The sequence below is a fragment of the Nitrospira sp. CR1.1 genome, assembly GCA_014055465.1.
Lineage (GTDB): Bacteria > Nitrospirota > Nitrospiria > Nitrospirales > Nitrospiraceae > Nitrospira_A.
On sequence record WIAF01000016.1, the window covers coordinates 22,357 to 48,813 of the forward strand.

21 protein-coding genes and 1 pseudogene are annotated in these 26,457 nt (G+C 57.3%); 15 read left to right on the forward strand and 7 right to left on the reverse strand.

Translation table 11 applies throughout. From position 1 onward, the window contains the following. Positions 1-4 precede the first annotated feature (4 nt). Positions 5-829, forward strand: a complete 825-nt coding sequence (locus GDA65_19220) for a tetratricopeptide repeat protein (GenBank protein MBA5864818.1) — start codon at positions 5-7, stop codon at positions 827-829. Positions 830-834: 5 nt separating this feature from the next. Continuing rightward, entirely contained in the window at positions 835-1,257 is a 423-nt protein-coding gene (locus tag GDA65_19225; protein MBA5864819.1) for a hypothetical protein, read from the forward strand. 308 nt (positions 1,258-1,565) lie between these two features. Here GDA65_19225 and GDA65_19230 read toward each other — a convergent pair whose 3' ends face one another. Further along, positions 1,566-1,976, reverse strand: coding sequence for a hypothetical protein (locus tag GDA65_19230; protein MBA5864820.1), 411 nt, complete (start codon positions 1,974-1,976; stop codon positions 1,566-1,568). Between the two features lie 605 nt (positions 1,977-2,581). On the opposite strand from GDA65_19230, the gene GDA65_19235 reads away from it, so the two are divergent. Continuing rightward, positions 2,582-3,397 (forward strand): hypothetical protein, encoded by an 816-nt coding sequence (locus tag GDA65_19235; protein MBA5864821.1) that lies wholly within the window; start codon positions 2,582-2,584, stop codon positions 3,395-3,397. Here GDA65_19235 and GDA65_19240 read toward each other — a convergent pair whose 3' ends face one another. Further along, complete coding sequence (locus tag GDA65_19240) at positions 3,398-4,837, reverse strand: hypothetical protein (protein MBA5864822.1); 1,440 nt, start codon at positions 4,835-4,837, stop codon at positions 3,398-3,400. A gap of 142 nt (positions 4,838-4,979) precedes the next feature. Here GDA65_19240 and recG point away from each other — a divergent pair, with 142 nt between their 5' ends. Genes recG through GDA65_19255 form a run of 3 tightly spaced genes read left to right on the forward strand, consistent with a single transcriptional unit; the run spans position 4,980 to position 8,867 of the window. Further along, the gene (recG, locus tag GDA65_19245; GenBank protein MBA5864823.1) at positions 4,980-7,541 is read left to right on the forward strand and encodes an ATP-dependent DNA helicase RecG; all 2,562 of its coding nucleotides are present in this window, start codon (positions 4,980-4,982) and stop codon (positions 7,539-7,541) included. A 37-nt stretch (positions 7,542-7,578) separates the two neighbouring features. Beyond that, positions 7,579-7,905: a hypothetical protein gene (locus GDA65_19250; protein ID MBA5864824.1), complete on the forward strand. Its 327-nt coding sequence runs from the start codon at positions 7,579-7,581 to the stop codon at positions 7,903-7,905. An 8-nt stretch (positions 7,906-7,913) separates the two neighbouring features. Beyond that, entirely contained in the window at positions 7,914-8,867 is a 954-nt protein-coding gene (locus GDA65_19255; GenBank protein MBA5864825.1) for a hypothetical protein, read from the forward strand. Positions 8,868-8,944: 77 nt separating this feature from the next. On the opposite strand, the gene GDA65_19260 is transcribed toward GDA65_19255, so the two are convergent. The 3 genes and pseudogenes from GDA65_19260 to GDA65_19270 all read right to left on the reverse strand — a co-directional run bounded on the left by GDA65_19260 (position 8,945) and on the right by GDA65_19270 (position 11,751). Next, positions 8,945-10,438, reverse strand: a complete 1,494-nt coding sequence (locus tag GDA65_19260) for a methyltransferase domain-containing protein (GenBank protein MBA5864826.1) — start codon at positions 10,436-10,438, stop codon at positions 8,945-8,947. Positions 10,439-10,522: 84 nt separating this feature from the next. Next, entirely contained in the window at positions 10,523-10,897 is a 375-nt protein-coding gene (locus GDA65_19265) for a hypothetical protein (protein MBA5864827.1), read from the reverse strand. Positions 10,898-11,616: 719 nt separating this feature from the next. Further along, positions 11,617-11,751: pseudogene (locus tag GDA65_19270) on the reverse strand (esterase). A 271-nt stretch (positions 11,752-12,022) separates the two neighbouring features. Between GDA65_19270 and GDA65_19275 the strand changes: the two are divergent. Next, positions 12,023-12,475, forward strand: coding sequence for a hypothetical protein (locus tag GDA65_19275; protein ID MBA5864828.1), 453 nt, complete (start codon positions 12,023-12,025; stop codon positions 12,473-12,475). A 28-nt stretch (positions 12,476-12,503) separates the two neighbouring features. On the opposite strand, the gene GDA65_19280 is transcribed toward GDA65_19275, so the two are convergent. Continuing rightward, complete coding sequence (locus GDA65_19280) at positions 12,504-13,184, reverse strand: hypothetical protein (GenBank protein ID MBA5864829.1); 681 nt, start codon at positions 13,182-13,184, stop codon at positions 12,504-12,506. 81 nt (positions 13,185-13,265) lie between these two features. On the opposite strand from GDA65_19280, the gene GDA65_19285 reads away from it, so the two are divergent. The 3 genes from GDA65_19285 to scpB all read left to right on the forward strand — a co-directional run bounded on the left by GDA65_19285 (position 13,266) and on the right by scpB (position 16,152). Then, positions 13,266-14,366 (forward strand): hypothetical protein, encoded by a 1,101-nt coding sequence (locus GDA65_19285; protein MBA5864830.1) that lies wholly within the window; start codon positions 13,266-13,268, stop codon positions 14,364-14,366. A gap of 95 nt (positions 14,367-14,461) precedes the next feature. Continuing rightward, positions 14,462-15,241, forward strand: a complete 780-nt coding sequence (locus GDA65_19290; protein MBA5864831.1) for a segregation/condensation protein A — start codon at positions 14,462-14,464, stop codon at positions 15,239-15,241. Continuing rightward, on the forward strand, positions 15,226-16,152 hold the full coding sequence (gene scpB, locus GDA65_19295) for an SMC-Scp complex subunit ScpB (protein MBA5864832.1): 927 nt from the start codon (positions 15,226-15,228) through the stop codon (positions 16,150-16,152). Before GDA65_19290 ends, scpB begins: the two co-directional genes overlap by 16 nt. Positions 16,153-16,320: 168 nt before the next feature. Here scpB and GDA65_19300 read toward each other — a convergent pair whose 3' ends face one another. Further along, entirely contained in the window at positions 16,321-16,890 is a 570-nt protein-coding gene (locus GDA65_19300) for a hypothetical protein (protein ID MBA5864833.1), read from the reverse strand. 301 nt (positions 16,891-17,191) lie between these two features. On the opposite strand from GDA65_19300, the gene GDA65_19305 reads away from it, so the two are divergent. The 5 genes from GDA65_19305 (at position 17,192) to aspS (ending at position 26,405) form a co-directional block, all read left to right on the forward strand. Then, the gene (locus GDA65_19305; protein MBA5864834.1) at positions 17,192-20,161 is read left to right on the forward strand and encodes a 6-bladed beta-propeller; all 2,970 of its coding nucleotides are present in this window, start codon (positions 17,192-17,194) and stop codon (positions 20,159-20,161) included. A 38-nt stretch (positions 20,162-20,199) separates the two neighbouring features. Then, on the forward strand, positions 20,200-21,666 hold the full coding sequence (gene guaB, locus GDA65_19310; GenBank protein MBA5864835.1) for an IMP dehydrogenase: 1,467 nt from the start codon (positions 20,200-20,202) through the stop codon (positions 21,664-21,666). Positions 21,667-21,753: 87 nt separating this feature from the next. Beyond that, positions 21,754-23,310, forward strand: coding sequence for a glutamine-hydrolyzing GMP synthase (gene guaA, locus GDA65_19315; protein MBA5864836.1), 1,557 nt, complete (start codon positions 21,754-21,756; stop codon positions 23,308-23,310). 72 nt (positions 23,311-23,382) lie between these two features. Beyond that, positions 23,383-24,645, forward strand: coding sequence for a pseudouridine synthase (locus tag GDA65_19320; protein MBA5864837.1), 1,263 nt, complete (start codon positions 23,383-23,385; stop codon positions 24,643-24,645). Next, on the forward strand, positions 24,642-26,405 hold the full coding sequence (aspS, locus tag GDA65_19325; GenBank protein ID MBA5864838.1) for an aspartate--tRNA ligase: 1,764 nt from the start codon (positions 24,642-24,644) through the stop codon (positions 26,403-26,405). The genes GDA65_19320 and aspS overlap by 4 nt, the downstream gene beginning before the upstream one ends. Positions 26,406-26,457 lie beyond the last annotated feature (52 nt).

The window sequence follows — 26,457 nt, forward strand, 5'->3', positions numbered from 1 at the left end:
AATCATGGCGCTTCGAAACGGACTTTCAGAAGAACTGAATCGCCAGGGCAACGAACATTTTGCTCGCGGGCATTACACGGATGCCTATGCCTGTTATGCAAAAGCGTTGGAGTGTGACCGTTTGACAGGTGACCACCGGGCGCTGAGTGCCACTTTGGGGAACCTCGGAAATATTTGCGCCGTTAGTGGACGCCGTGACTCGGCTCAAAATTATTACCAAGAAGTACTGGAACTGCAAAAAGTTTTGGGGGACGACAAAGGCATCGGCACAACATTGGCCAACCTGGGGAATCTCCGCGCGGACGCCGGTGAATGGGATCGTGCCCGAGCGTACTATCTCGAAGCGCTCGATATTATGACGCGCGTGCATGATGAGCTGGGTAAGGCCGTCCTGTTTTCCGATCTCGGGTTGGTGTCCAGAGAAACCGGGCAATGCGATGACGCACTTCGATATTATGAGCAATCGCTGGTCCTGATGCGTCGCCTCAACAATCAAGGCGGCGTTGCCGATGCCTGGCGGATGATAGGCCGGACCTTCGTTATCCAAAAACGATACGAAGACGCCATTGCCTGTTGTCATACCAGCCAATCAATTGCCGAACGAAGCCGTGACGAACTCCGGGCCGGCGGGGCGCGGTACGTGTTAGCTCAGTGTTATGAAGATCTGGGACAGTTGCCCATTGCTATTGAATTGCTGGAGCAAGTTGTGCGGATGGATCGTAAATATGATCTTCCGAAATTAGCTGAAAACATTGCCCGGCTTGAACGTCTTCGCGCCCGTCTGACTGCTGAAGATCCCACTCCTCAACCCCGGCGGTCGCGCGCATGAGTACTGTGGCTCTTCCTGCATGGGAGGCGGCTCGTGCAAAGCTTCGCACCCATATCCCTCAATTCTATGAGCTGGAGCCTGGCGGCCCCCTCATTCTTGATTTGGGCGATGATGGATGGATCTTGGAGCTGAGGTCGGACGGGCAATGCCTCTGTCAGCATGGAATTGCCATGGACGACGTCAAAAGTTTGATGTGTGACGGGACAACCGAGGATTTAGGAACCGATGAAGTGGCCAAACAGGCCAAGTATTTTCTAGGCCCTGCGGTGTCCAAGAAACGCCCTGCCCTCCTCAAGGCTGGTTTCACTGAACAGACCGATATAAACGACGAATATGTCGCCATTATTTTCCTCAAGGCGGTTGATTTTGAACGCTACGAGGAGGTGCTGGCCGCCGTGCGTTGGTGTCAGAACCTGTTCAAGACGTAGTCCTCTCATCTCATAAGGGATACGAGTTCCTCGTGACGCCTTCCTGCAATTCGGGCATTGAATCCATCCATTCCGTGCTCTCCGCCTTTGAATTCCGTTGGGTATTGTGCCTGCGCTCACGCTGAACACCTTTCAGTCATGGGAACTGGTGGCGGTCTCGTCAGTGGCTGACACATGTCCTTGAGTAACACTTGCAGGTTTGTGATTCTCTGCCGAAACTTTGCCACGGGCGGACTTTGCCCAAGGGTGGAGAAGGAACGGATAGGCGAGTTCGAGCTGCGAGCTATTGAAGATCGGTCTGACTCAGATCACGAAGGCAACTGAGGTTTGGGATGGTGGCACCCTGGCGGCCGTTCGCCAGGGTGGAAGCTGAGCAGGCAACGTCCGCCCAGGATCATGATAAGGAAGTTGATCAGGCTGCTTCCCAGGATGAGCATGAGGACGATCACGTGTGGGGTGGCTTGGCTGGCTTCTTGAACGATTGTTGCGAGGTCCAGCGCGAGGGCGATTGTGCTGTAAATGACGGCTCCCATTACGGTCCATGGTTGACGGATCACGATCATCGCACCTGCGAGCAGCGCGGGCAATCCGAAAAGAAATCCCAATAAGACGCCGTCTTTGATCGTTGTTAGGGGAGAACCAGATTCAATGCCGAAGAGGACACCTTCCAGGATAATCAGGGCAATCAAAAGAACGACGACCGGACGCGCATTGTGCATACCAGCACTATAACCGTGGCGTAGGTCTGTCGCAACATGCCGTGATCCTTCTTGGCCACCGTGCTACGGCAGCATCATAGAGAACCATCCAAGCCCGGTTTATTCATGAGCACTTCTGCGGCACTCGCCGATTCACTGCTGCGACGGGCCTTCGGCCGGCGGGCTCACTCCTCGGCCCCTCAACGTCCTGCATGAGGACGCCACGGGTCCTCCCGGCTCCGTGCGCCGGTCTCGCAACGTGACTCGGCGATTTCATGACGAACCGTCATGAATTAGGCGGGCTGGATACCGAGGGCAACGCGGGCAAGGCCGATGGACACGCATCTATGATGGCGAACGCTGATAGGGCGTGAGACCTCGATTCGTTGCCCGCCCCATCCTTCGAGGGGACAACCAGGTCAGTCGAGTCATTTACCTCGGGTTCGTCTTCACGTGAAAATCCGCCTCTCATAAGGGAGGCACACGTGGCCCTACACATACATCGAGAAAGACTCCGATATCGGGTTGCAGGACCATGGCTGACTGCGACATCGGTCCAATCGAGCTATGGGGTTACCAGGCGATTGTTATCTCTGATGCTATGGTTAATGGTAGGGATAAGTTCTATGTCGGCGTTTGCCTTGGCCGCTCCCTATCATTTGGCGGAAAGTGAAATGATACGTGGGGCGATGGTTGCATCAGTGGCGCAAACACCGGCCGATCATTCGCCGGTGTTAGCCGCGGGGTTCGGCTTTCAGGCCGCTGGATCGTCTCTGATTACGGTTCGAACGTATAATGTTCCGACAGGCGCCATTCTCTCGGAGGATTCATTCGACGTGAGCGTAAAGGAGGAGGGCGCCGCTGAATACGATGGGAACAGGGGGCGCGTGTTTGCCGGAGGAATTGGCGCCGACATCCAGGGAAAATCTGCATTTATGCTGAGAGTGTATGACGCGGAAACGGGAAGGTTTCTCTGGGAGGGACAATTAAACTTGCTGAACGTGAGTGAAGACGGGGTGAGCACAGTAAAGGCAACGATTACTCCAAAACCTGCTTCCGCCGTGCCCGCCGCTGACCGCGCTCCTCAAGCATTCCAATCCCTCTTTTCGGTGCGAGCAGTCAATCCTCTTACCGGAAGGCTTGTGTGGCAGGATCAGTTTGTTCCGGGAACTCGAAAACGACCAAGGAGTGCGGGGGTGGTATGGAGGAACTTCTCGGGAAAACCGGTCAATGAGCCCATCGGGCACATTTTCGATTTGGTGGTGCGCACCTACGATCGCGCATCAGGCATTCTGTTGTGGGAAGACTCGTTCGAGGAAATTGATCGCATAGAGGAGCTGGGCTCCGCACCGGAGACGAATGCCTATCCTCAAGCAATTCCATTCTGGCATCCGGCCGGTGCGAACGAGGCCGACGTTTATGAAGCGGCTCTCCCATGGTAGTTACGATTTGGGTGCGGATACGGTAGCGCCCAGACTTTCTGCCCACTGTTGCTGGAAGGTCTCATAGGAGAGCAGAAGGCGATCCTGCATTGCGGCTGCGATTGTCTGGCGGGCCTTCAGGTGAAGAAGCAACTCATGAACCTTGTGCATGCCAAAGCGTTCGATGAGGTAGCGGGTAGCGGCATTCGCTTCCATGTATGCGGCGCCCACCTTTTCAGCAGGTAAACCCTCCCAACTCTCCTCAAGAGCGGCCAGGGGGAGCAGATTATGCTCTCCAGGGTGCATGCTCGCGACGTCCTGCCAAGAATCACTGGCCAGCTGCATGGCTAGTCCTTCATTGAGCCAGGTGGGTATCGCTCCGCCGGTAGCTCCCAGTTGCTCATGAAGCAGCGCATGAACAAACTCATGCCGGAGGACGCGTGTCAACCAAGCGCGATCTGTCGCGGCGCCTTGACTGGGGATCTGGATGCGTCCGAGGACAGGGTCGAATAACCCATCCGCCCAAAGGGGACTTCCTGTGGCTCCTTGGAACTGAGTTTTGGTGTGCAGCACGACCATAATCGGTTTCGAGGGAAAGAAATTGAACTTCTGGCCGATTTCCCGATAGGCCGTTTCAAGAATATCGAGTACGGCCGTCCAAGTCTCCGGATCCTCACTCCCGTCGTATTTGACTGTGAAGTGGACGCTATTGTGTGTCGAAAACTTATCTTCCACTTTCTCCGCGCGATGCACCTTGGCGGTGACTGCTTTCACATAAGACTGAAGCCCCGGGTCTTTTTTCATGCGATCCTTGGCCTGCGCAAGATGTTTTGCCGCTTCCGTGAGGCGATCTTTTTCCTGAAGGAGATCTGCCAGAGCAACGTGCGGGAACGGCTCATCCGGAGATAGGGTCACCACCTTTCGCAGGAAGTCTTCCGTCAGAGCCGGGTCCCGCAGACCCCAGTACGCATGGGCGAGATTGAGATGGGCCACCGGGTTTTGGGGATCGAGCATCACCGCTTTTTTAAAAGATTTGACGGAAACTTCTGTTCCACCGGCGGTTTCCTGAAGGATTCCGAGGTTATTCCATAAAATGGCCACATGGCGTTTGGTGGCGGATTCCGAGAGAATTGACGCGGGAAGTTCTTCAAGTTTGGCTTCTGCCAAAGCAATATTGTGTTTCTCCAACTCGTCGTGAATGGTGCCGAGCAGTTCAGAATGCCGGGGAACTGGAATGCTGACAGGATCGATGGTTCTGGATCGTTTCACCTCCGGAGTGACAGCCTGTGGGGGCGGCGCCACGGGGCCTTTGGAGGCAGGGACTTCTTCTGCAATGACTTGCGGCGGAGGAGCAGGGACTTCGTGGAAATAGTGCGGCTTGAGCCATGACTGATAGAAGATGAAGATGGCAATCAGAACGGCCAATAGCCCGAGAATATGCTTGATATTGCGTCGATACATACGCGTCCTTCCGTGAGTCCTACACGAAATTACTCTAGCATCGAGGTGGTGGAGGTCCAAGGAAAGTCGCAAAAGCCAGCGTCGTTGGTCCTGGGACGGTTGATTCCTGGTGCCGGCCCTTCATTGAGCCGCCAGGAAGCCTATGGTACGATCCCGTCCCAGGATGTCACGTCCTGATTCCTCTGATCCCCACGGGTCTTTTCAAGCATTCCTGCAGCGAGTGGCCAGACCCATCGAATTCGCGTGCCGTGATGCCTATGCCCATCTTCCGACGGTAAAGAACCTTGATCGTTTTATATCGGAACAGGTGATTAGCACGCTCGGCGAGCGACTCTATCCTCGCGCGCTTGAAATTGAGCTGCTTTCCTTGCGTAGTTTGTTTGTCGATTTCCATGCCGGACTCACCACTTCCGAACAGAAAAATCGATTGACGCAGGCGCTCCAACTCCTTCGCCGCCTGCAAGAGGGGTCGTTTGCCATTCATCTACCCGTGAATACCGCAGAGGCAAGCCTACCGATTCACACAGCGACAACGATTGTTCCCACACGGCCTGCTTTAGAGGTCTCGATTCAATTTGCCAAGGGGGTTGGTCCGAAACGAACCCTGCTTTTGAAACGTCTCGGAATCCAGACGATCGAAGAGGCGTTGTGGACCTTGCCTTGGCGGTATGACGACCGATCGATCATCACGCCGGTAGCCAAGCTGGTGCCAGGCAGTACGCCGTGCATCTGTGGAGTGATTACGCAAGCGAAAACCACGCGTGCACGGTCCCGACGGCTGTCGATTCTTGACGTGGCCGTTCAGGACGAAACCGGAACGGTGCGTGCGGTGTTTTTTAATCAATCCTATCTGGAAGGCGTGTTGAAGGAGGGAACGCGGGTTATGATGGCCGGACGTGTGCTTGCCGGTCGGCGTGGATGGATGGATCTACGGCTGGAGCCGATGCAATTTGAAGTGTTGAGCGGGCAGGAGGATGAATTGCTGCACGTGGGGCGGATCGTTCCCGTCTATCACGAGACGAGGGGATGGACCTCTCGCCAGATGCGAATCCTGGTGCAGGGCTTGCTGGCCGACCACGGAGGAGAGTTGCAGGAAGTATTGCCCCTGTCCATTCGCGCGCGGCACCGGTTGTCGCCGATCAGTGAGGCGATTCAGCAGGTGCACTTCCCGCCGCCGAAAACGGACCTGGCGGCGCTTGACCGCGGTGTGACGGCCGCCCACCGTCGGTTGGCCTTCGAAGAATTGTTCCTGCTCCAGTCGACCATGGTGCTTCGGCAACAGGAGGTGAAGGCAGAGCACAAACCGTTTCGATTCAATCCCCGTGTGAGCCAATTAAAAGAGCTGGCACAGATTCTGCCGTTTGCCTTGACGGCTGCGCAGGAACGGGTATGGCGCCAGGTTCAGGCCGATATGGCGACTTCGCGACCCATGAACCGGTTGGTGCAGGGAGATGTCGGGTCTGGGAAAACGATTGTCGCCGTGCATGCCCTGGTGATGGCCTGTGGCTCCGGTTGTCAAGCTGCCCTGATGGTTCCCACTGAAATCCTGGCCGAACAGCACTATCTCAATCTCAGGCCGCTGCTAGAGGCGGTTGGGGTAAATGCGGTGCTGCTCACGAGTGGTGGCAAGGCTAAGGAGCGCCATGCCGTCCTGGCGCAGTTGGCGTCTGGTGAGGCGCAGGTGGCCATTGGCACGCATGCGCTGCTTCAGAAAAAAGTCACGTTCGCCAAGCTTGGCTTGGTGGTGGTCGATGAACAGCATAAGTTCGGCGTGCTGCAACGAAAAACGCTGCTGGACAAAGGCTACCGGCCTGATGTGCTGGTGATGACGGCGACGCCGATTCCGCGCACCTTGGCCATGACCGTCTATGGAGATCTAGACGTCTCGGTCATCGATATGTTGCCGCCGGGACGCAAGCCGGTGCGGACCATGCTCTATTCGGAAGGCCAGCGCCGCAAGACATGGCAGTTGGTAGGAGATGAGCTGAAGGCCGGACGTCAGGTGTATATCGTCTATCCCTTGGTGGAGGAGTCTGAGAAAAGTGATCTCAAGGCGGCGATACAGGGAGCTGAACAGTTACAACGCGAAGTCTTTCCGCAGGCACAGATCGGGCTGCTGCATGGCAGGATGCCGACGGCTGACAAAGAGCATACGATGGCGGCCTTCAAGGCCGGCACGATCCAGATTCTAGTAGCCACGACGGTCATTGAAGTGGGGGTGGATGTGCCCAATGCGACGGTCATGGTCATCGAACATGCCGAACGGTTCGGGCTAGCGCAACTCCATCAATTACGCGGGCGTGTCGGGCGAGGGACGCATCAATCCTTGTGCATCTTAATGGCATCGTATCTTCCGCGAGAGGCCAGGCCGAAAGTCAGTCGTGACGGAAGGTCTGAGGCCAATGCCTCCAATGCCCAGCAACGATTGGCGGCGCTTGTGCAGTCGCACGACGGGTTTGTCATTGCCGAGGAAGATCTTCGCATCAGAGGGCCCGGCGAGTTCTTGGGGTTGCGGCAATGGGGGCTGCCGGAGTTTCGCGCGGCCAATCTGGTGCGCGACGCGCAATTGCTGGAGTTGGCGAGACAAGAGGCGTTCGCGATGGTGACCCAGGATCCGGGCTTGATGCTGCCTCAGCATCAGGCGCTCAAGGCGGAGATATTTCGCCGTTGGAAGGGGAAGCTGTCTTTGGGGGATGTGAGTTAGCACCGTGCGAACTGCCGACGTGGCGGAGGGCTGATTGATGGGAATGTTGCAACGCTTGAGTCACGATCTTCGTGCCGGCTGGGTGACATTACGACACGGTACGGCTAAGGCCGCGACCAGGGCGCTGGAGGAGGGTGAGCTGCTTCGTTACCGTTTGGAATTACGAAAGGTGGAGCAGCAGCTGGACGATCTGCATGCGGACATCGGTGAGCGCACGATCGCATTGCATGATCGCGGTGAAGCGCCGGATCGTATTCTGACCGATGCTGAAATTACACGCCTGATGAAGCACGTGCACACGGTGCAGGACGAACGGACCAAGCTGTTACTGGAAATGAATGACATCACGGTAGAAGAGGCCTAAGCGATTTCATGACGGGCGCAACGACGGTTTCCCCACGAATCTTCGCGGGCATAGACATCGGGACGCTCACCTGTCGTTTGCTGATCGCAGAATGTTCTCCGGCCGGGCGGCTTCGAGAGCTTCGATCTGACCGGCGCATTCTTCGGCTGGGCCAAGGGGTCGATCGAGATCGTCTGCTCCGGGCCGACGCCATGGGGCGTGTCGTGGCGACGCTCAAAGAATGGCGCCAGCTCATCGATAAGTACCAGGTCGAGGCGGCGGCGGTTGTGGCGACAAGTGCCGTGCGTGATGCCCGGAACCGGGACGCATTTTTAGACCTGGTCACGCGTGAAACGGGGTTGCAGGTGGAAATCATCTCCGGTGAGGAAGAAGCGCGACGAACCATGCTCGGTATCCGCTCCGGTCTGCCTGCTGGTGTCATCGACATGCTGGCGATCGATATCGGCGGTGGAAGCACGGAATGTATTCTGGATCGACCTGGACAGTCGCCGATCGTGCGATCGATCGATATCGGTGTGGTGCGCCTGAGTGAACGCATTCTGCAGAGCGATCCGCCTACCGCCGAAGAACTTCGGCAGGCGGGTGAATGGATACGAAACGAGACGGAAGCCGCCGTCGCAACCATGCCTGTGCCGGGCGGTCTGACATGTGTCGGCACAGCGGGAACGATCACAGCGTTGGCTGCGATGGCCCAGCAGTTATCCACTTATGACCCGGCGAGAATCCACAACTATGTCTTGACGCTAGAGGTGGTGAAACGTCTGGAAGTGGAGCTTCTTCGCCGATCGAAACAGCAACGAGAGGGGCTGCCGGGATTGGAACGAGGGCGAGAGGATGTCATCGTCGCCGGTGCGATCGTCCTCAGGACGATGATGGAGACGCTGGGCATGTTGAAGGTTCTCGTCAGCGATCTGGGATTGCGGGAGGGTGTGCTGTTGCACTTGGCGAGCCGTGTGAACTGAGGCTTGTTTCGGCAACAAGTGGTGCAGCGGAGACACAATCGGTTCGGCCATTGCTGGGAGTATGCTGCAGGAAATTATTACCGCTGGGAATACCACCGCAGGCCGCTCTTTTGCTCGGTGAATGTTGCTTGGGGGATGCCGCCTGGCTTTTCCAGGAGCAGGACCTTGAAGTCGATTAGACCGAACCAGGCCGGATCGGCGATGTCGTGGTAGTGGCAACCTTGGAGCTTCGGAAGGACGTCGCCTAGCGCTTTGGTGAGCTCAGGTTCGGTGTATGCCCTCACGGAGAAATGTTGCCCGAGTCCCTGACAAAAGCGCTGAATCGTATAGGCCGCGCCGGTACAGAGGACTTTCGTGTCCGGTTTGAGCTGCAGAAATTGTGGAAGTGACAGATAGCGCTCCTGAAAGCCCAGCCATCGCACAGCCTGCCGCAAATGGCCGTACTGCACTTCGTATTCGGTGTGATGGGGAAGTTTCACCGCGGCAGGCCAGCCTTCCTCAATGCCGAATTCCGTCAAAAATGCACGGCCTCCAGGTTTGAGGACTCGCCACACCTCCGCGACGAATCGCATCGGTCCCAGGTTGAAGATGACTTCCTCAGGCGGGTCTTTTTCGAGCGGCAGCCGCAGCCGCCTGATCCAGTCCAACGCTTCCTGATGGTGCGCGGTCGCGCCCTTTCCTTCCGTGAGTTCCTTCCGGCTCAGTTTCACCGGGGTCATGTCCGCCATGTTCTCATTGTCGATGATGAGGTCGACGGAGTTATCCTTAAAGGGCAGCCATTCGCCATTGGCATGGGTGCCAGTGCCGGTCCAGCCACCGGCCTTGGCGCGCTTGGTCTGGAGTTGGAGGAATGGGCGAGTGACATCCAGCGAAATATACTGAATCCCCTGCTTTTCGAACGGCAAGAGCTCCTGTCCGAGTTCCCGGGCGACGTAGCCCAGTCCGCCGCCGATCTCAACTATGACTTTTGGCTTCGGTTTGAACCAACCCAGCCGGCGCAGCTGGCGCATGAGGAGACGTCCATAGGTGGCGCCACCCAGCGCCTCACAGGGCTCACGGAAGAGGTGCGAGACAGTGGTTTCAATCAGATCGAAGTGGCCATCTTCCAGATCGCTCTCTTTCAGCTCATGAACATGGAAATCCTCGAGATGTTCTTCGCCTTCGAAGTCCTGTTGTCCGGACCAGCTCTCTCGTATCTGCTGGAGCAGGAGATCCCATTTGGCTTTGTGCCGGTGGCCCCCCGGCGGTTCGATCCCAAAATAACAGAGGGAATAGTTGGGAATCGACCAGCGTGCCAGGTGCCACGAACCAGGCTGGCCGTCCGGGCCGCAGATCTTATTACCGTACTTCTCCACGAGCGCACCGACCGTAATGTGGCCGTTCATGGAGGTGAGCATTTCAATGCCGACGGCGTTGAGGCGAACGAGTGGAAAATCGTCGTCCAGCGGCGCCAACCACCATTCATCAAAGGCATGCTGGTACGCGACCAGGTCGGGAATCCGCCAGGCGAGCAGGTCGAGGATTTCGCCGCTCAGCCTGAGCGGTTCTTGTATGGCTGCGGCAGCTTTCATCGCGTCAGGTGGTCCAGGATCACAAGACGCCGCAGCCTACACGAGGCTCATGCCCACCTGCAAGAACCCAGGAGCATGGGTGGCCTAAGTTTGTGATGGGAGGAGCGGGGAATCGGTCACGATGATGATCCCTCGCATAATGGGATGGATGCGGCATTGGTAGGGGTACCGGCCTGGGGGCAGGCTGGGAATGGTGTAGGTGCCACCAGGCTCGACGGCGCCGGAGTCGAAGGCGCAACGCCCGCTTTCCTCAAAACAGCCGTCGTGGGTGACGGTGTGGTGGGTCGGGGTTGGATTGTCCCATCTGATGGCGCCCCCTGCGGTCACGGTTGCGGCAGCGGGCACATAGTAGGGGGAGCCGCTATCCATGAGCACGTGGACCGCCGGAGGGGTTGCGGAGGAAGGCCAGGCCATCAGAATGCCTACTGCAAGGCTCAGGATCACAGCGCGCCAGCTCATGAGATTCGTGACTCCAGTGAGTATCGGTTTCCTTATTATACATAGAGACAGGCGGTATGCGGAAGGATTCACCAGGCTGCTCGTAGAGTGGTGCCGAATCCGCAATCAAGTGAACATGCGCGTGGCGGATCGACGGCCGACGAGCGAGTGTGTTTGCCATGAAAGTTATGGCATGGCGTTGCATGGCGACACAGTTTCGGCGCGGATGTGTGATGGTTGCAAGAACCTGGTGGTTCATGCTAGATGGAGGCCGCTTTACCACCGACGTGCCATGTTGAAGACCTGAGAGGAGGACGTGGAATGGCGAAGACAATCATGAAGAAGAAACGCTCTGCTGTGAAGGCTGCGCGGCCGAAAAAGACCGCGGCAAAGAAGGCGAGCAAGCTGAAGAAAGTTGTGAAAGCCAAGAAGGCTGCGACAGCAAAAAAGCCGGTGAAGTCGAAGAAGGCGGCACGACCGAAGGCGACGCCTAAAAAGCCGGTCAAAAAGACCGCCAAAAAGAGTGTCAGGAAGCAGGCTCCGGCGAAAGCTGTCCGTGTCTCCAAGGCGAGAACGGCAACGAAAGCCTCAAAGCCCGCGCCGAAACCGACGTCCAAACCCAAGACCAAGCCGGCTCCGCCAAAGGCAAAGATGCCTGCGGAAGTTCCTGCAGCCGTTCCCGAGTCAAAGCCGGTGAAACCAGCCGTGCCCGAGGTTCAGAAGGCGCCTAAGGCAGAGTTGGAGCCACCGCAGCTTGATCTCGAGGATGACGAGGAAGAGATGGCCGAGGATTTGGAGGACGTGTCGGAAGAAATCGAAGAAGAGCTCGAAGAGGAAGAAGAGCTCGGCATTGACGCTGAAGATGACGATGTAGATTATCTCGAAAAGTCTGAAGATCTGCTCGACGACGCAGACGAGTATCGCAACAATTAGGCTGGGCTGATGCGGTACTGTACCGGGTGGGCCCGGTTGATGCCTCTGCGTGCCTAGTTTCTTCTAGTCAGTGAAGGTTCCACTGAACATGCCTGATGCCATGGTGTTTTCCGGTGCGCGTGGTGTGGAGTGTCGGTGCGCCGCCCGGTTGCGTGGCGCCGGCGCTGTGTTGTTCGCTGGGACGGCCGCCAATTCCGACTGGTCAGCCCTCACATGAGTCACTTCCTGTTTATCGCCGGCGCCTTGCGCGAACGGAGTTCTCCGGAGAGTGCCGAGCTGCAGCTCGGCGCAGGAGTCTGGGGCCTGTGCACGTCGTTAATTCGCGACAATCTTCAGAAGTTCTTGACGCCGGATTCGCATGGTCTGGTGTATGTGTTGAAAGAAGGCATTCGAGCGGAGTTTTCGATCGTCTCGCCGGTTCAGCCGTTTCAGGCCTTGGACGAACTGCTGAAAGATGAGCTGCGGACGGAAGCCCGCTATGGATTTGTACGGGTCACACCGATTCGACGTTGGGAGGGGAGCGCGCCCGATTGCCAGGTACTGCTTCAGCGAGTCCTGGGCATCGAGGAACAGTCTGAATTGTCCAGGCGGCTTAGCCTTGGGATGCACCGTCTTTCAGATGAAGAGTATCGGGCGGTTGTCGAGGGCTTGGGGGCGGAGTCCTAACCGGCGTGCGGTTTCTTTGTTCGGCCTGCTAGTCGAGCGTGCCCCCCGTCATGAGATGATAGGCGTCTTCAACCCTGTAAACCTCCTTGACTTCGACATTAAGATCCCAGGCAAGCTGGGTGATGTTCCAACGTGGATCGTCTCGCTGACCCTGGGGAATCAGAATCGTGCGATAGCCCTCGCGAGCCGCCGCGCGGATTTTATCGGGGATACCTCCTACCGGACCGATCGTGCCGTCCTTGGAGATAGTCCCGGTGAGCGCAATGCCGCGCCGGATCCGATCACCTTTGAGCAGTGCGGCAAATCCCACAGTCATGACTCCTCCGGCGCTCGGGCCGTCGGTGCCGGTTGCGGCATAAGCAATACCAATGACACTGATGGTCCCGGTATGGTCGACCGTCGGCGTATGCTCGAGCGCATACTGAAAGGCGAGGACCATGGAGCTCAGGTTGGTCTGCCCTGGCTTGATGTTGCCGCCTTGCCATTGCAGCATGATTGGAGAAGGGCTTGGCTGGTGATCCCAGCGCAACAGGAGTACTTCGAAGACGCCGAGGTGGTTCGCCTGAATGGCAGCCAACATGGGAACCTCAACAGCGGACTCCGCATTGGCCGGCCGGAGGTTTCCGAACAACAAACAGGGGCAAAGGCAGAACAGGCAGAGAATCCGCAGATCCATGCGGAAGAGAGTTTGACGCCTGGTAGCTGGCATATGAGAGCGAGTGTAGCAAAGCTCGTGATGGTGTAAAGTGTCGCGGCGATTTTCTGCCTGCAGGTCTGAACGAAAGTTTCTATGAAATTACTGCCTCAGGGGAAAGTTCCATGTCGAGTGCCCCTCTGCATTTGGGGGTTGGCCTGGGCGTTCGTGATCTCCCCCGGAATGTTATTCGCCGAATGTACGAGTGAGGGAAGCGGGCAGAGTGAGGTCGCCGTGTTCACGCTGCATTTGCACCATGCCTGCACGGAGGCGGAACGGGAGGCGCGTGCCATTTCTGCGCAGGACCTCATGCGGGCTTTGGTGGCCGGGAAGGGAATTGATCTGTCGGGAGTAGTGATCCAGGGGGACATTGTGCTCGACGAGGTGCCGGCGCAAAAGGTCGCCGCGGTACAGGGATTGTCTCTGGAGGATCGCCGGGTGCTCGAAGGTCTCAATGATGAAGAGGTGCATGTCATCCGAGGGCCATTCGCGATCAAGCATTCCCGGGTGAAGGGGCGGATCGTCAATCGGCTCAAACGAGGATTTTTGCTGATGACCGGGCCGGTGGTGTTGGTGCACACCGATTTTGTCGGCCTCGTCGATTTGTCGCGCACGGTATTTCTCGGCCTGGTGGATGGGTCGAATGCGAGATTCGAGCAGGAAAGTTATTTCGTGCAGGATCGCTTCACACAAGGGGCCATGTTTACCGATGGCCGGTTCGGGCCGCATGCGAGATTTCACCGATCGATGTTTAGCGGTCCGGCCATCTTTCGCGGGGCCGATTTTCCCGGCCTGACAGAGTTTCTGGAAGTGGTGTTCGAGCAGGATGCAAATTTTTCTCGAACGGCATTTCATATGGGAACTGGGTTTTCCGGTGCGCACTGTCGGGGCAAATGCGATTTCTCGTCGGCGCAGTTCGATCGAGAGGCATTCTTCCTGTTTGCACGGTTTGACCGAACGGTCACCTTTGCCGCCGCGCGATTCAATTCCCAAGCCGACTTTTCTGACGCCTCCTTCAAGGAGTCCGATGACCTGACAAAGGCCACCTTCGCTCGCGCTCCGGTCATGACCAGAACCGCCCGAGTCGTCTCGGCTGTGCCTGCTGGCCCGGAAGCGGCACCCTTCTCACAGGCGCTGACGGTCGGGATGTTCGTTGCAGCAGTGGGGATCTTGATCTATATCCTTAAGGCGAAGTAACCCTCACAACCCCAACATATAGTTTTGGTCTTGCCCCATCCCACCATAAATTGGTATAAGATTAAAAATTTGTCGAAGAGAGCGTCTGGTACCTGATGGACCAACCTGAATTGCCCTACCAAGTCAAGATCGAAAATTTTGAAGGGCCGCTCGATCTCCTGTTGCATCTCATCAAGAAAAACGAAATCAACATCTACGATATTCCAATTGCGCTGATCGCTCAGCAATATTTGGACTATCTGTCGGTGATGAAAGAATTAAACCTCGCGGTGGCCGGCGAATTTTTAGTGATGGCGGCGACGCTGCTGCACATAAAGTCGCGCATGTTATTGCCGGCGGACGAGGTGGCGGTGGATGAGGAAGAGGGACCCGATCCCCGCGAAGAACTTGTGCGGCGATTGCTTGAATACAAGCAGTTCAAGGAGGCCGCTTCCCAGCTGGATTATAAAGAACGACTGTGGCGTGATACGTTTGGCCGTGAGCCCGGTCCACCGGTCGAAGTCGCCAAAGATGAGAGTCTTCTGGACGAGATTTCTCTTTTTGATCTGGTCGACGCATTGCAGGGCGTGCTCTCACGCCATCCCGGAACACGGCTGGTCGAAATCATCCCTGACAACCTGACGGTTCGTACGCGCATGAGTGCGATTCTCGAGGCGCTGGAGGTCCATGAGTCCATGGCGTTCACGGCGCTGTTCGAGGAGTCGAGTCATCGGCTGGTCGTGATTGTGACCTTTCTGGCGTTACTCGAACTGATCCGCATCAGGGTCGTGCGGGTGTTTCAAAGCGAAACCTTCGGGGCAATTCTTGTCTCCCGTGCCTTTACGGCGGTGGCAGAAGGCGATCTAGTGGAGGAGTCTGAATGGAAGAGCCTATGAGTCTCAGCGCGGAGGACGCAGTCGAACAGTCTGCCGAGCCCGGTGAGAGCGAGGCGGTCGTTTCGGAAGGGCCGATGACTGTACCCGAGGTAGAGGCTCAGGTCGGGGAATCTGCCGTCACCGAGATGGCTGCGGCGGCGCCCTCCTCTGATCCTGCCCTTTCCGACCTGCGAGCCTTGAAGGGGATTCTAGAGGCATTGCTGTTTGTAACGGCCGAGCCGATTCCTGTCACCCGGTTTTTGGCGTTACTCGGCGCCGTGACGAAGCAGGAGGTGGATCAGGCGCTGGCCAGTCTCAGTCATGATTACGAGCAGGAGGGGCGGGGCCTGCAATTGGCGGAGGTGGCCGGAGGCTACCGCATCGTGACCAAGGCCGAATTTGCTCCCTGGCTCAAGCGGCTGGAGAAGGTGAAAGCTCCCTCGAAATTGTCGCGCTCCGCGCTTGAATCCCTGGCGATTATTGCCTACAAACAGCCGATCGTCCGCGGGGAAGTTGAACAGATTCGAGGGGTTGAAACATCGGGGGTGATCCGGACGCTTTTGGAGCGGAAACTCGTGCGGATCGTCGGGAGGAAAGAGGAGCCCGGACGGCCGATCATGTATGGAACAACCAAGGTGTTTCTCGAACATTTTGGTCTTCGCGACTTGTCGCAGCTGCCGCCGCTCCGTGAGTTTAAAGAGTTGGGCGAATCCGAGCAGGCGATGCTCCCTATCGACGAGTCTGAGCCTGTGGGGCAGGACGCCTTGTCACCAACTGCTGAGTTTGCCGCTGAGGCCAATGGTGAGGAATCGAACGGGTCGGCGGAACATCTAGAGATGAACGGTGCCGGCAAAATACTGTCCGAGACGAACTCGATTGAATTAAATCCCGATAACGAGCTGATGACGGCTGAGGTGGCAGAGGAATCCTGATAGCCGCTCTCACCACCAGTGGGATCTGTCTCATCGCTGCTAGATATCTCCCTCCACGCTGTTCCCCGTTCTTCCTCTCACGTGCTTCAATACACAAAAGGCCCTCGGGATGCTCCGGCGAGGAGCGTATGCCCTGAGGCCTCTTGTGTGCGAGTGGAGCGCGCTGATTTAGCGACAGCCGATTGGAATGAAGCCGGCGCCGAAGATCCGTGACAATGTGACATACCGGGCATTGTCGTAAAACGAATAGCTCGGGGCATACCAGTTCTGAGCCGTAGGGTTTCCGCCATAGGATGGATCTGTTCCGAAGAAATGCCCGCCACGGCTATTCTGATTGAGATGGATCCACTCCATATACATGGAACAGACCTCTCCCTGTACCGATCCGCCGGCAGTGTTGCCGGCATACCAATCACGTCCGGAATCCGGTATCTGCGATAAATTGCGCAATGCGCCGATCGGGGTGTCGTACGAAAAGTCCTTCGCGCGGGGGGCCGGCTGAGAGGAGAAGCCGTTGGGAGAGGGCGGGAAGACGGTGTCGGGCAGCGAGGGTATGACGGAGAGCGCCTTCAAGGCTTTGGGCTGGCAGTCCGGTCGTTCCTTGTTGGTATACAGTGTCGTTCCTTCAGGGCCTGGGCATTCCCACATTTCTACCGGGGAGGATTCAATCGCCTGCACGCCGGGGGCGAGAATGGAACTCGCGGCGAGCATTGCAAGGATAAATCGTGTTGGCCGCATGATGCACCTCCGATTAATGTGTCTTTCCGGCTGACGCGCGTTGTCTTCTACAGTTACAGTCGAGAATGCTGAGCCTATGCTATTCAAAAGAAACGCGTCCATCCAGCTTTGGGGGGATGGATGCCTACCAGGCTTTCGACACGGTTGTCGATCAAGCAGACCGGGAGAGAACAACCGTGGAAATCGTTGCAAGCCGCGCTGGTCTTGCCTTGACTCCCTTCTTTTCGCTTTGCTAGACTGCCCGATCTAAGTTATTGAAACATCCGCCAATCTTCACCAATCTCGTACCACGAGGAACACCATGATCAAGGCTTGGCTACTCGACGAAATGTTTCGGTTTGACCGTCGGTATCTCACTGCGGAAGGAAGTCAAAGCGAGTGGGGCGCCGGGGACTCCGTTGCAGAAGAGGAAGATCTGCCTCCTGCCCCGACGGGAGTGGCCGCCAAAGCCGGTAATGGCCGGGTAATGATTACCTGGGATGCCGTCCCGGACGCCATGTATTACAACTTGTACTTCATGACGACGAAGGGCGTGCAGATCAAGTTTTCAGAGCTCACCCGTCCCATCGCCAGCGCCGAGGATTTTAAGACCGTCATCGGCGTGACGAAGGAAAAAGGGACCTGTATTGAAGGGGCTCAGTCGCCGTTCATGCATGACGATCTGGCGAACGGAACGTGTTACCACTATGTGGTGACAGTGGTGACGCAGAAAGGCGAAAGCCCTGAGTCTCAGGAAGTCATGGCGATTCCGGCTCCCTACCTGATTGCGAAAATAATCGGCCAGGAAGGTGTGGACGAGGGGGAGTTCAGCTCTCCGACAGGCATCGCGGTGGACAAGGACGGCAATTTGTACATCGCCGATACAGACAATCATTCCATTCAAAAATTCGACAAAGACGGCAAGTTCCTGGGACGTTGGGGTGGAGAGGCTGGCAGCGCGGAAGGTAATTATTATTATCCCCGCGGCCTCACTACCAACAACGACGGGCAGGTCTATGTCGCCGATACCGGCAACAACCGCGTTCAGCGGCTCGATACCGACGGCAATCCCATGAAGTCCTGGGGAAAGTTCGGATTCGCCTGGCGCGGGGCCGATATGAATAAGTTCGATGCGCCCTGGGGTGTCACAACCGACCAGGAGGGCAATATCTACGTCACCGACACCAACAATGCCCGCATTCAAAAGTTTAAAGGCGACGGCACACCGTTATTGAAATGGGGACGGGACGGAAGCTTCGACGGCGCGTTTTTCTTTCCCCGTGGAGTGGCGGTGGACTTCGTTGGAAATACGTATGTGGCCGATGAGGGGAACAACCGCATTCAGAAGTTTGATACCCGCGGCAGCTTTTTGACCAAGTGGGGACGGGAGGGCAGCGGGCCGGGCCAGTTCAAGGCGCCCTGGGGCGTCACCTGCGATGCCTTGGGCAATGTGTATGTCGTGGATCAGGGCAATCACCGCATTCAGAAGTTCGATGGGAACGGCACATTCCTCTGTGCCTGGGGAAATCGCGGAAAAACCGAGGGGCAGTTGAATTTTCCGTCGGGTGTCGCGGTCGACAAAGAAGGCGCGGTCTATGTCGTCGATAGCGGCAATCACCGTGTGATCAAGTACGTGCCGACGGACGAAGAGTTGAATCGCGGCAAAGAAGAGCGCGAGCGGGCTCAGGCTGTCAGCGAATATCCTGCTCCCGGCAATCTGGCGATCAAGCCTGGCGATACGGAAACGTTCCTGAGCTGGATGGATGTACCGAAGGCCACCTCCTACAATCTCTACTTTCACACATCGCCACACGTCACCCTGGAGGGCGGGACGAAGATCGAGGGAGTAACCAGTCCCTATAATCATACCGGATTGACCAATGACCAAGGGTACTTCTATGCGCTGACGGCGGTCTACGAAAACGGCACGGAGAGCGCGTTGTCGGAGGAGGTCTCGGCGACGCCGGTGCTGATCGACATTACGGCTCCGCAAACGCCCTATGCCGTCATCAATCATGGCGCATTCATGACGAACTCGCCGGAAATTGTTGTGACGATTTCCGCGACCGACCTCGATACGGGAGTTGCCGCGTACTATGTTTCCGAAAACCCGATGACGCCGATGGCGGGAACGCCCGGTTGGGTCGAGGTTCCACCGGCCATCAAGTTCGGTGCGACGATTCCCTTCATTCTTTCTCCGGGCGACGGGCAGAAAACTGTCATCGTCTGGTTCAAAGATCTCGGGAACAACATTTCGACCCCGGCGAGCGCCACCATCCTGGTCAACACGTCCGGCTACCTCTGCGTTTCCAAATGGGGCAAGCCGGGCCGCGGCGCCTCGTTGTTGCACGGCGGCGAGTTCATGGCCCCGATGTACGGTCTGGCTATCGATCAACAAGGGTCCATCTTTGTCGTCGACAACGGAAACAACCGCATTCAGAAGTTCGACCGCAATGGAAATTTCATCATTCTCTGGGGAAATTTCGGCGCAGCCAACGCGAACTTCCACAATCCGACCGGTATTGCCTGCGATGCCAAGGGTGATGTGTTTGTGGTCGATACGAACAATCACCGCGTGCAGAAATTCGACGGCAAATTGGGCGGCTACATCATGAAGTTCGGTTCGCGGGGGAACGGCGAAGGTCAGTTTAATGCGCCGTGGGGCATCGCCATCGATCGGGTGCGGGGGTATATCTATGTCGTCGATAGTGCGAACTTCAGGGTGCAGAAATTCGACATGACCGGTGAATTCATCATGTCGTGGGGGAGTTTCGGCAATGGCGACGGACAATTCTATTTCCCGCGCGGAATCGCCGTAGACCAGGCCGACGGTACTGTCTATGTCGTTGATATGGGCAACCATCGCGTGCAGAAATTCGACACCAGCACGAACGTCTTGCCTCAGCTGCTGACCAAATGGGGCGGGAGTTCCGAGGCCGGCCATGCCAGCAGCCCGTTGGCGCAGGAAGCGGGACAACTTCGCTCTCCCTGGGGAATCGCCGTCGATGGCCAGGGTGACGTGTATGTCACGGACACCGGCAACCATCGTCTCGAAAAGTTCGATCGTGAGGGCAACTTTATTTCTCAGTGGGGCGGCTTCGGTGGCGGTGACGGTCAATTCAATTTCCCCTACGGCATTGTGGTTGATTCACGGGGCAGTGTGTTTGCGGTCGACAGCGGCAACACCCGGGTGCAGCAGTTTATGCCGGCCGAAGAAGGCAGCGAGCGGTTGCAGGAAGAAGCGGATGCCGCAGCCGAGCTGGGGCAGATCGATAAAACCACGAGAGTCTAAGGGCAGCGGGCAAAAAGCCCGGGAGAGGGTGGCCACGGATGTTAGAGAAGGAGATTCGGCTCGGGCTGACCTATGACGACGTCGTCCTGGTTCCGGCTAAATCACAGGTTCTCCCGACTGAAGTCGATACCCGCACTCGCCTCTCCCGAAACATCCATCTGAATATTCCCATCGTGAGCGCCGCCATGGACACCGTGACTGAAGCGCGGCTAGCCATTGCGATGGCTCAGGAGGGCGGCATCGGCATTGTGCATCGTGTGTTGTCGCCAGCCGACCAGGCGGCTGAGATTGACCGGGTCAAGAAATCAGAAAGCGGAATGATTCTTGATCCCATCACCATCTCGCCTGATCAAACCATCCGCGATGCACACGACTTGATGGCCAAGTACCGGATCTCTGGCATTCCTGTCACCAAGGGCAGCAAGTTGGTTGGCATCCTGACAAATCGCGATCTGCGGTTTGAGACGAGAATGGACCTGAAGGTCTCGCAGGTGATGAAGCGTGACAAGCTCATCACCGCACCCGAAGGGACCAGCCTGGAAAAAGCCCGCGAGATCCTACACGAGCACCGGATTGAGAAATTGCCGGTGGTGAATAAACAATTCGAGCTCAAGGGCCTGATCACGATCAAGGATATTGAAAAGCGGATTAAGTACCCCAACGCCTGCAAGGACGCCCACGGGCGTTTGCGAGTCGGTGCGGCGCTGGGCGTGGGCCCTGACACGAGAGACCGAGTGGACCTGCTTGTAAAGGCCGGAGTGGATGTTGTCGTGGTCGATACCGCGCACGGGCATTCGCAGGCGGTGCTTGATACGGTCAAAATGGTCCGGAAAGCCCACCCCAACCTGGATATCATTGCTGGCAACATTGCGACCGCACAGGCAGCCAAGGATCTGGTGAAGGCGGGTGTCGATGCCGTGAAAGTCGGCGTCGGGCCAGGCTCGATTTGCACCACGCGAATGGTCTCGGGTGCCGGCATGCCGCAATTGACGGCCATTGCCGACTGCGCGAGGGTATTGGCCGGATCAGGAATTCCCGTGATCGCCGACGGCGGTATCAAATATTCGGGCGATATCACGAAAGCCTTGGCGGCGGGCGCCTCGGTCGTCATGCTCGGAAGTTTATTGGCCGGTACGGAAGAAGCTCCCGGCGAAACGGTGTTGTTCCAGGCGCGAACGTACAAGGTGTATCGTGGAATGGGATCTATCGGCGCCATGGAGCGCGGTGGCGGCGATCGATATGGGCAAGGCGGGCGCCCGACACCCAAACTGGTTCCCGAGGGAATCGAGGGCCGCGTCCCATACAAAGGCCTCTTGGCGCCGCACATTTACCAGATGGTAGGGGGAGTGAAGTCCGGCATGGGCTATTGCGGCTGCAAGACCATTCCGGACCTGCAGCAGAAAGCCACGTTCATTCGCCAGACGTTAGCGGGGCTCCGCGAAGGCCATGTCCACGACGTCATCATCACCAAAGAAGCTCCCAACTATCGTACCGATTGGGAATAACAAGCGCAAAGCGGGAAGAGCCAGCCATTCTTTCCATTTTCTTCATCCTCCGCATTGAACCTCTAACGTTCTACATCCCGCACACTCATGGAACTTTGGCACGATAGAATCCTCGTCCTCGATTTCGGGTCTCAGTACACGCAACTGATTGCACGACGTATTCGGGAAGCGCAGGTCTACTCGCAGATCCTGCCGTGCACGGTGCCTCTCGCTACAGTGTTGGCGTATCGGCCGAAAGGCATCGTGCTCTCCGGCGGGCCGTCGAGTGTCTACGACAAGAAGGCGCCCAAGGTGCCCAAGCAGCTCTTTGAGCAGGGCATCCCCATTCTCGGGATCTGCTATGGCATGCAGTTGGTGACGCATTTGCAGGGCGGTGAAGTAGAAAAGGCTCCGCATCGTGAATTTGGTCGGGCCGAACTGCAACTGGACGATCGATCGGACCTGTTCAAGGGGATTGGACGTGGCGGATCCACCGTTGTGTGGATGTCGCACGGGGATCGCATTGAGCGCATGCCGCCCGGGTTCCGCTCCATCGCCCATACGGACAATTCTCCTATAGCGGCGATGAAGCGGCATGATGCCAAACAGCGGATTTATTGCCTGCAGTTCCATCCCGAGGTAGCCCATACCGCCGAAGGTGCCACGATTCTCAAGAACTTCGTCTACGACATTTGCGGCTGCAAACCGACGTGGACGATGCGTTCCTATGTCGAAACAGCCGTGGAGCAAATCCGCCAACAGGTCGGAACGGAGCGCGTGATCTGTGCCTTGAGCGGCGGGGTGGATTCGTCGGTAGCGGCGGCCCTGACGCATCGGGCGGTCGGCGATCAACTGACCTGTATCTTCGTCGATAACGGGGTGTTGCGCGCCGGTGAACGGGAGCAGGTGGAGAAGACCTTCGCGTCGCAACTCCATCTGAACATGCGGATTCTCGATCGTACGAGTCAGTTCATGACGGCTCTGAAAAACGTGACTGATCCGGAACGAAAGCGAAAAATTATCGGCCGCCTGTTCATTAAGAACTTTGAAGTCGAATCCAAGAAGCTTAAGGGGATTAGGTATCTCGTGCAGGGTACGCTCTATCCCGATGTGATCGAAAGCGTCAGCTTTAAAGGCCCCTCGGCGACGATCAAGACACACCATAACGTCGGTGGGCTGCCGACCAGAATGAAGCTGAAGCTGGTTGAACCCCTTCGCGAATTGTTCAAGGACGAAGTGCGCGTCTTGGGTCAGGAGCTGGGTTTGCCGGATGAGATTATTTGGCGGCAGCCGTTTCCCGGTCCCGGTTTGGCAATCCGGGTGCTCGGCGCGGTAACCAAGGAGCGGTTGGCTATCTTGCGCGGGGCCGAAACGATCGTCGATCAGGAAATTCGCGCCGCCGGACTCTACCGGGAAATTTGGCAGGCGTTTGCGGTCTTGTTGCCTATCCGGACCGTCGGCGTGATGGGCGATCAGCGGACCTACGAGCATGTGATTGCGATTCGCGCCGTGACCAGTCTCGACGGCATGACGGCCGACTGGGCCAAGATTCCGAATGAGGTGTTGGGCAGAATGTCGAGTCGAATCATCAATGAAGTGAAGGGCGTCAACCGGGTTGTCTATGACATCAGCTCTAAACCTCCGAGTACGATTGAGTGGGAATAACGCCGTTACCCCTGACACGTACCAGGTGAAAAGGGGATCCTTGAATTCATTGCGTTCTATCGTTCACGCCATATGACTGTTCGTCTTCAAAAGCTGATTGCGGGTACGGGGATTGCGTCGCGTCGCAAAGCCGAGGAATTGATTGTGTCCGGACGGGTGACCGTGAACGGCAATGTGGTCACGGAGCTTGGCACCAAAGTCGATCCAAACCGAGACCACGTCAAGGTCGACGGCAAACATTTGCGGGCTGTACAGCCCTATGTCTATCTAATCCTGAACAAGCCTAAGAACGTCATGTCCACGCTTGATGATCCCGAAGGTCGTCCGACCGTGAAAGATTATTTGCGTGGAGTGACCGTCCGCGTGTTCCCGGTCGGCCGATTGGATTTCGATAGCGAAGGACTCATGTTGCTCACGAATCATGGTGATTTGGCCCAGGCGCTGCTTCATCCTCGCTACCATGTGCCCAAGACCTATCTGATTAAAGTGAAGGGCGTGCTCGACGACGCCAAAATCGAAGCGCTCGAACGGGGCGTCAAACTCGAAGATGGCTTTACTGCCCCGGCGAAGGTCCAGAAGGTCAGCAGGGCCGAAAGCAACTCCTGGCTTGAAGTCACGATCCATGAAGGCCGAAAACACCAGGTCAAGCGGATGATCGAGGCCGTCGGCCATTCGGTCATCAAGCTGACGCGTGTCCGTATGGGGCCGTTGCTACTGGGCGACTTGGCGTCAGGGGAATATCGATTTTTAACCGACCGTGAGGCGAACCGGTTACGGGAACTCGTCGAGGATCGGGTGGCCAGGGCCGAACATCCGCAGTTGGATGCCTCAGGAAAACCGGTGCGTTGGACGCCGCCGACGGAGCCGGCGCCGCCGCGGGCGCCCAAGCCTGAACGTTCAGGGCGAGGCCCGAAATCTCAGCGCCAGGAATCCGGACCTCGGTCATCGCGGTCGCGGGAGGATGCGAAATCCGGACGTCCTAATCGTGGCGGCTTGAAACGGCCTCTCAGCCCTGGCGCGAAGTTCCGACGTCCGGCGAAGACACAAGGATTTCAACGTTCTCAGCCAGGCGTCATGCCTCAAGGAGACGATCGAAGCTCCACGACGCGTCCTGCCGCTTCCGTCCGGAAGCCTCGCCAGTCTCCATCGGGGACAGCATTTAAGCGGGGTACATTCAATCGAAAGCCTCAAGGCTCCGGACCAGGCACGTCAGCGGGCCGGTCTGGATCAGGACAGAAGTTTCAACAGGACCGGCGTAGCGGATCGTCGTCGTCACGCCCGGGTCAGCGGGGCCCTGCGAGGCAGTCGCGGTACTCAACGCGGAGAAGAGCATGAAGATCAGAACCCATCGGTGCGGGGAGTTGACCAAAGCGCAGGTTGGCCAGCACGTGGTATTAAACGGCTGGGTGCAACGGCGTCGGGATCACGGCATGGTGCTGTTCATCGATCTGCGTGATCGGACCGGATTGACACAAGTTGTGTTCAATGCCGAGCGGAATGCCGCCGTTCATCAGGCCGCACATACCTTGCGGAGTGAATGCGTCGTGTCGGTCACCGGTCAGGTCATGGCCCGTCCCGAGGAGTCCCGCAATCCACATTTGCCGACGGGCGAGATTGAAATTTTCGTCGATGCGGTGGAGATTCTGAACGAGGCGAAGACGCCACCGTTCATGATCGAAGACGACATTGAAATCACCGAGTCGCTACGGTTGAAATACCGTTATCTCGACCTCAGACGACCACGGATGCAACGGTTGCTGGGATTACGCCACGGAATCATGCAGGCTGTGCGCGCGTTTTTGAATGCGGAGCAGTTTCTCGAAGTGGAAACACCCGTCCTAACGAAGAGCACCCCGGAAGGCGCGCGAGATTATTTGGTGCCGAGCCGCGTCAATCCGGGCATGTTCTACGCGCTACCGCAGTCGCCGCAGTTGTTCAAGCAGGTGTTGATGGTCAGCGGCGTCGATCGGTATTACCAGATTGCCCGCTGCTTCCGTGACGAAGACTTGCGTAATGACCGCCAGCCAGAGTTTACCCAGATCGACCTCGAGATGTCGTTTGTGGATCGCGAGCAGGTCATGTCCCTCATGGAACGGATGATTGTCTCCGTGTTCAAGGATGCCGGCAGCGTGCAATTGCCTACGCCGTTCCCACGGATGACCTATGCCGAGGCTATGGGGCGTTACGGTTCCGACAAGCCGGACCTACGCTTCGACATGCCGTTGCATGATGTGACCGCGTTTGCCGCCAAGAGCGACTTCAAAGTCTTTAAAGACGCGGCGGCCAAGGGTGGCTTGGTCAAGGCATTGATCGTGTCTGGCGGTGCCACCATTGCGCGGAGCCGTATCGATGCGCTCGGTGAAACCGCGAAGAGCTTTGGGGCCAAAGGGTTAGCCTGGTTGAAGGTGACCGCGGAGGGACAGTTGGAATCCGTGATTGCCAAGTTTCTCGATGCCCAGGCTTTTGCGGCAGCCTTGCCGGAAGCGAAGCCCGGTGATCTGGTTCTCTTCGGCGCGGACAAGCCGGCCATCGTGCACGACGTCCTGGGACGGATTCGCCTGCTGCTTGGCGAAGAACTGAATCTGATCGATAAGGCCGCCTGGAAGCCGCTCTGGGTGACGGAGTTTCCACTCCTGGACTATTCACCGGAGGAAAAGCGCTATGTCTTCATGCACAATCCCTTTGCGGCGCCGATGGATGAAGACCTCCCATTCCTGGATACCGAGCCGTTGAAGGCCAGGGCCAAGGCCTACGACATGGTGCTCAATGGCAGCGAGATCGGTGGCGGCAGCATTCGCAATCACCGCAGCGATATTCAGTTTCGAATTCTCGATCTGCTCGGCATCGGGAAGGATCAGGCGCAGGCGAAGTTCGGTTTCCTGCTGGAGGCGCTGGAATATGGCGCTCCTCCACACGGTGGAATCGCCTTCGGCCTCGATCGGCTGATCATGCTTCTGGGTAGTGCCGATTCGATTCGGGATGTGATTGCATTCCCCAAGACCCAACGCGCGCAGTGTCCCATGACCGAAGCTCCATCGGCTGTCAGCGCCGATCAGTTGAAGGAGCTGCGCATCAAGCTTGATCTTGTCGAATAGCTCGATGTGGATGACATCGTGTGCAGGCCGCGCCGGTATGTCTACGGCCGTT